Genomic DNA, 5328 nt, shown 5'->3' on the forward strand with positions numbered 1-5328 from the left:
CCACCGACGGGTACTACACCGTGCGGTCCACGGAGACCGGCCAGTGCCTGGACGTGGTGCGCGGCAAGAAGTACCTGGGCGCACCCCTGGAGGTGGGGGCGGAGATCTCGCTCGGGAGCTGCTCGGCGACGTCGCGCACGCAGCGCTGGCAGCTGGACACCGGCGCGGGCGCGCTGACGCTGCGCAACGCGATCACGCAGCTGCACCTGACGGAGCGGGCGTCGGACGGCGCCGCGGTCCAGACCACGGGTGCGACACCGCTCAGGGCGCGCTCCGCCTGACGCGGCGCGGCTGACGGCGTATCCCGCCCGACGCGGCACAGAGCCGGGCCCCGCCCGCCGGACACCTGATCTCCGGCGCGCGGGGCCCTTCCATGTGCGGTGCTGCGTAACGCGGTCGAGCCGCCGCCGGTGCCGACCGGGGCCGCCCGCACCCGTTGAGGACAAGCAGCCGGCGGCTTCCGGGGCACGGAACGCGAGCGGGCTCGGTCCGCCCCGCGGGGCGGACCGAGCCCGTGGCGGCGGCCGGAACCAAAGCCCTTCGTCCGGGCCGGGTTCGGATCAGGCGCCGGGACGGACGAGCCCGGCATGATCCGAACGGGAGACCTCAGTCGTTCGGCACCGTCTCGTAGCGCGGGGTGTTCTCCGCCATCTGCCGCAGTGCGTCCTTGCGGTCCCGCTTGGAGAGCCGGTCGATGTAGAGGTAGCCGTAGAGGTGGTCCGTCTCGTGCTGCAGGCAGCGGGCGAAGTAGCCGTTGCCACGGATCCTGACCGGGTTGCCCTTGGCGTCCTGGCCGCGCACCACCGCGTAGTCCGGGCGGGCCAGCTCGGCGTAGGCCGTCGGGACGGAGAGGCAGCCCTCGTTGGAGTCGTCGAGGATCCGCTGCTCCGGCGGCAGCTCCTCGAGCACCGGGTTGCAGACGGCGCCCACGTGGCGTACCCCGTCGTCGTCCGGGCAGTCGTAGACGAAGACCTTGAGGTCCACGCCGATCTGGTTGGCGGCCAGGCCCACGCCCTCCGCCGTCCGCTGGCTGGCGAACATGTCGTCGATCAGCCTGCCCAGCTCGTCATCGAACTCGGTGACGTCCTTGCACTCCTTGTGGAGCACCGGGTTGCCCACGACCGTGATCGGACGCGAGGTTCCGCGCTCGCGGTACGCCGCCTCACGCGCCTCACAGTCCTCGGTGTCCACGACGAAACCCTCGTCGTCGACGCTGATCTGCTCGTCCGTCTCCTGCTGCGCCATGTCCGCCGTACGCCTTCCTCAAAACCCGAATCGATGCCCCCACAGCCTAACGGCCTCCTTCACGGTGAGGAGTGGGCTTCCGACGCCGCCCGCCGGTCCGCCCGTGCGTCCGGGTCCGCCCGTGCGTCCGTGCCCCGCCGAAACGGTCTCCGGCTCAGCAGACTTCTTCGAGATCCCGCCACTCGCGGCTGTCCGGGCTGTCCGCCACCCAGCCGTCCAGCAGCCCGCGCACCAGACCGGCCGGTGCCGCTATCCCGCATTCACGCTCCGGCACCCACAGTTCGCCGGCGGTGCGGTGTCCCAGCGGGCCCGGATGACCGGGCTCGCTGTGGTCGTGCGGGTCGAGGTGTTCTCCGTCGCCCTCGTCGCTCTCCATGCGGCTCTCCGAGCAGGCGCGGCAGAGCAGCCGTACCGAGGACGACCAGTCCTCGGCGGCGAACCCGGCATCGGAGGCCAGTCGCTCCAGGGCGTCCCGGTCCGCCTCCGTGGCGGCTTCGAGGAGCACCACCCAGGTGGGCACGGGGGACGGCGCCCACAGCTCGATCTCGTCGAACACCGGGTAGGAGGGTCCGGCCGCGGTGACCCGCTCGCCGTGCGGCACCCCGTCGTGCAGGACGACCTCGCCCCAGCGCCGCCCCGAGGACGGCAGCGGGATCGACAGCACTTCCATCCGGGCCGGATCCAGCCTGCGGCCCCAGACGACCTCGGCCTCGCCCTCGGGCGACAGCCGTACCGCCGCGCTGCCCAGCTCCATGCCGGTCGGCTCGCTGTTGGCCGCCGCGGTGTGCTGGCCTGCGCCGGGCACCTTCAGGCCGTACGCCTGCCAGGCGCGGCGGGCCAGTGGCCAGTCCTGAAGGGCGGTGGCGGCGATCCCCACGTTCCACCAGTCAGGAGCGCCGGACTCCTTGTCCAGGAGCGCGACGGCGCGCAGCCCTGCGGCTCTCGCCTGCTCCCAGTCGTGCCGGAACTTGTGCAGCAGCGCGAGGTTGAACCACGACTCGGAGAGCCAGGGCTCCAGGTCCGCCGCCCGCGTCAGCAGTGCGCCCGCGTCCTCGTACCGGCCGTCGCCGATCAGCGTGAACGCGCGGTCGGTGGCCTGCCGCCAAGAGGCGGAGGGCCGATGCCGTACCTTCCCGAAGATCCTCACGATTCCCGCCTGTCCCGACTGGACACCCTCGTTTTCCGCTCTCCTTCGCATCCAACCATGCCCGGCCGGACGCCCGCTCATTACCCATGGGTTACCCAGGCGGGACAGGGGTCAGACCGCCCCGGGCCAGGACCCGGGCAAGCGACTCCACCACCTCCGGCTGGTAGTCGTGGCCGGTGCCGAGCCTCAGCTGCTCCAGCGCGTCGAGCGGGCCGCTGAGGCCTTCCCCGCACAGGTCGTCGTATGCGTTGACGGCCCGGACGATCCGGGCGGACAGCGGCTGATCACGGTACGGGTCGGCCTGCCGCTCCACCACGACGGCGACCTCGGCGTCCACCCCGGTCTGCCGGACCACGGCCCCGCCGAGCAGTGCGATCCGGCGCTGCTCGGCGGCGGGCAGCGGGGCGGTCGCGCCCTCGGGCACCGGGTCGACGAGGGAAAGCTGTCCGATGTCGTGCATCAGAGCGGCGTACTCCAGCACGGTCAGCTCGGCGCCGGAGAGCCCCAGCTCACGGCCGACGGCCGTGCAGAGCGCCGCCACCCTGCGGGCATGCCCGTGCGGGGTGTACCCGGCGATCTCGGTGGACCGGGCGAGTGAGGCGATCGTCTGCCGGTAGGTGGTGCGTACGGCGGCGAACCGGCGGAACGACACCTGGGTCAGCAGCAGCGGTACACAGAGCACGGGCAGCGCCCACAGTCCGGCGACGGCGACCCCCAGCGCCATCACCGCACCGGTCGCGCAGACCGCGGACCCGATGCCGAGGAGGGCACGGAGCTCGTCGCGGAGCAGCGGCCCGTACGGGTAGCGGGTGCGGGAGCGCAGCAGCAGGGCGCCGAGCACGGCGTCGCACAGGGCGGTGAGCCCGAGCAGGACGAGCAGGAAGACCGCGAAGTAGGGGCCGTCGCCGAACCAGTCCGCGGACCGGCCTGAGTTGTGGAGCGGCTGGAAGCACACTGCGGCGAAGGAGACCGTGACGATCCGCCGGGCCGCCTGATCGGCGGTGGGCCCGCTGCCCCGCGCCACATGGGGCACCGCGGCGACGAGCTGGGCGGCGACGAGCACGGCGACGACCTGGAGGACGCCGTGGCTGGTGGGTTCCCCGGCGCTGCGTCCGAGCAGCGCGTAGGCGAGCGCGCCGGCCGCTCCGAGCGGCGCGGGCTCCCGCTCGGAGGGCAGCGCCCCCCAGCGGGCGAGCTCACCGACGGTGATCAGCACCCCGAAGGCGAGTGCGTGTCCGGGTTCGTGAATGCCGTGCCAGAGGGTGTGCGCCAGCCCTCCGGCGGCGAGGACCGCGGCGCCGCCACGCAGGGCGAGTACGGCACGGGTCACCGCGGACGGTCCCGGGCGGCGTCAGTTCCGTCCGGCGCCTGGGCGCGGCCCGGTCCCCGCACCGCTCCGGCGCCCTCGGCGCGCGGCAGCGGGACCGTCTCGTCGGCCGTCACCGCCGTCGCCCACCCGTTCCGTTCCACCCCTCGCGCCAGCGCCCGCACCATCCGCGGATCGAACTGTGTCCCCGCGCACCGCTTCAGTTCCTCCACGGCCGCCGGCACCGGGCGCCCTCTCCGGTACGACCTGGTCGACGTCATCGCGTCGAACGCGTCGGCCACCGCGACGACCCGGGCGAATTCGGGGATCTCCCGTCCGCTGAGCCCGTACGGGTAGCCACTGCCGTCGAGCCGCTCGTGGTGGTGCAGGATCGCCGCACGGGCCTCGCCCAGGAAGCCGATGCCCCGGACGATCTCGTGCCCGTACTCCGGGTGCAGCTCGATCACGCGCCGTTCCTCCGGGGTGAGCGGCCCGTCCTTGCGCAGCACCCGGGTCGGCACGCCGAGTTTGCCGACGTCGTGCAGGATCCCGGCGAACCGGAGCACTTCGAGCCGCTCCTCCGCCATGCCGAGCTCCCTGGCGATCAGTACGGAAGCCCTCCCGACGCGCTCGCTGTGCCCACGGGTGTACGTGTCCTTGATGTCGACGGCCTGCACCAGGGCCCGGATGGTGGCGCGGTGCGCGGCGTGCTCACGGTGGTACTGGGCGAAGACCCAGCAGGAGATGTACATCGGCAGCAGGACGAAGAGCGCGGACAGCGGCCCGTACGAGCTGCGCCACAGCACGGCCATCATCAGCCCGGCGAGGCCGTGCACCAGGTGCGGCCCCAGTGAGCGCGGCAGCAGCCCGCTCCAGGCGCGCCGCAGCGGCAGCCGTTCGGCCGCGGCCAGGATCGCGCCGTCCAGGGCGGTCAGCACGAGACTGAAGGCGAGCGCCGCGGCGCAGGCGGGGAGCAGGGCGTACGGGAAGTCGGGCAGCCGGCCGGGGCCCGGTCCGCCGAGCGTGGCACCCCCGCCCAGCAGCCTGTGGACGGACGACGCCGTCCACACGGTGAGGGCGAGCTGCGCCGCACGCCAGATCCGGCGGGCCGTTTCGGGCGCCTGCTCCACCCGGCCGGCGAGTGAGCCGGGGATGGCGGTCAGCGCGGCGGCGGCGGGCGGGAGCAGGAACGCCGCCGCGAGCAGCAGCGGAAAGAAGGATCCGGCGGTGATCGGCACCGATCCGCCGAAGAAGGGGCGGCGGCCGGGTAGTTCGCAGGCCAGGTAGAGCGCGGTGAGCAGAGCGACCGTGGTCCAGGGCGCACCTGCTCCACCGGGCAGCAGCGCGGGCACCGCACAGAGGACGGCGCAGACGGCGGCGGCCAGGATGCACGCGCGCGCCGCTCCCCCGGTGGCTCTCACCCGCCCCGCCCGCCCTCCGCCATGGTCAATGAGGGCGCCAGGTTAGCGAGTTGGACGCGCGGTCGAGCGTCGTTGACCCCGATTAGCACGTTCGGGTGAAGCGCCCGCCGGCGGCGGTGGTACGCAGGTGGGGCGGGGCGCCGCAGGGGCGGCCCCCCCCCCCCGGGCCCGGGCGAAGAGGGGCCCCCCCGCCACGGGGGGCCGCCCGC

The 5328-nt window shown here is 73.7% G+C and carries 5 protein-coding genes; 1 reads left to right on the forward strand and 4 read right to left on the reverse strand.

Annotated elements, in window-relative coordinates:
- Positions 1 to 281, forward strand: a 281-nt coding sequence (locus ACFVXE_RS33690) for an RICIN domain-containing protein (protein ID WP_389676973.1), incomplete at its 5' end; no start/stop codon positions are given.
- A 325-nt stretch (positions 282 to 606) separates the two neighbouring features.
- Here the strand turns inward: ACFVXE_RS33690 and def are convergent.
- From def to ACFVXE_RS33710, 4 genes are all read right to left on the reverse strand, one after another.
- Positions 607 to 1245 carry a peptide deformylase gene (gene def, locus ACFVXE_RS33695; RefSeq protein WP_389676975.1) on the reverse strand — a complete coding sequence of 213 codons (639 nt, stop codon included), beginning with the start codon at positions 1243 to 1245 and terminating at the stop codon, positions 607 to 609.
- Positions 1246 to 1399: 154 nt separating this feature from the next.
- A complete protein-coding gene (locus ACFVXE_RS33700) occupies positions 1400 to 2392 on the reverse strand; it encodes a tetratricopeptide repeat protein (RefSeq protein ID WP_389676977.1) in 993 nt (330 codons plus the stop codon).
- A gap of 91 nt (positions 2393 to 2483) precedes the next feature.
- The gene (locus tag ACFVXE_RS33705) at positions 2484 to 3722 is read right to left on the reverse strand and encodes an HD-GYP domain-containing protein (RefSeq protein ID WP_389676978.1); all 1239 of its coding nucleotides are present in this window, start codon (positions 3720 to 3722) and stop codon (positions 2484 to 2486) included.
- Positions 3719 to 5119 (reverse strand): HD-GYP domain-containing protein, encoded by a 1401-nt coding sequence (locus ACFVXE_RS33710; RefSeq protein ID WP_389676980.1) that lies wholly within the window; start codon positions 5117 to 5119, stop codon positions 3719 to 3721. The genes ACFVXE_RS33705 and ACFVXE_RS33710 overlap by 4 nt, the downstream gene beginning before the upstream one ends.
- Positions 5120 to 5328: the final 209 nt, after the last annotated feature.

The sequence above is a fragment of the Streptomyces sp. NPDC058231 genome, assembly GCF_042882275.1.
Taxonomy (GTDB): Bacteria; Actinomycetota; Actinomycetes; order Streptomycetales; family Streptomycetaceae; genus Streptomyces.

What these genes read in the sequence shown, in the direction of transcription:
- def (WP_389676975.1), bottom strand. Translation starts at nt 1,245, where the DNA reads ATGGCGCAGCAGGAGACGGACGAGCAGATCAGCGTCGACGACGAGGGT.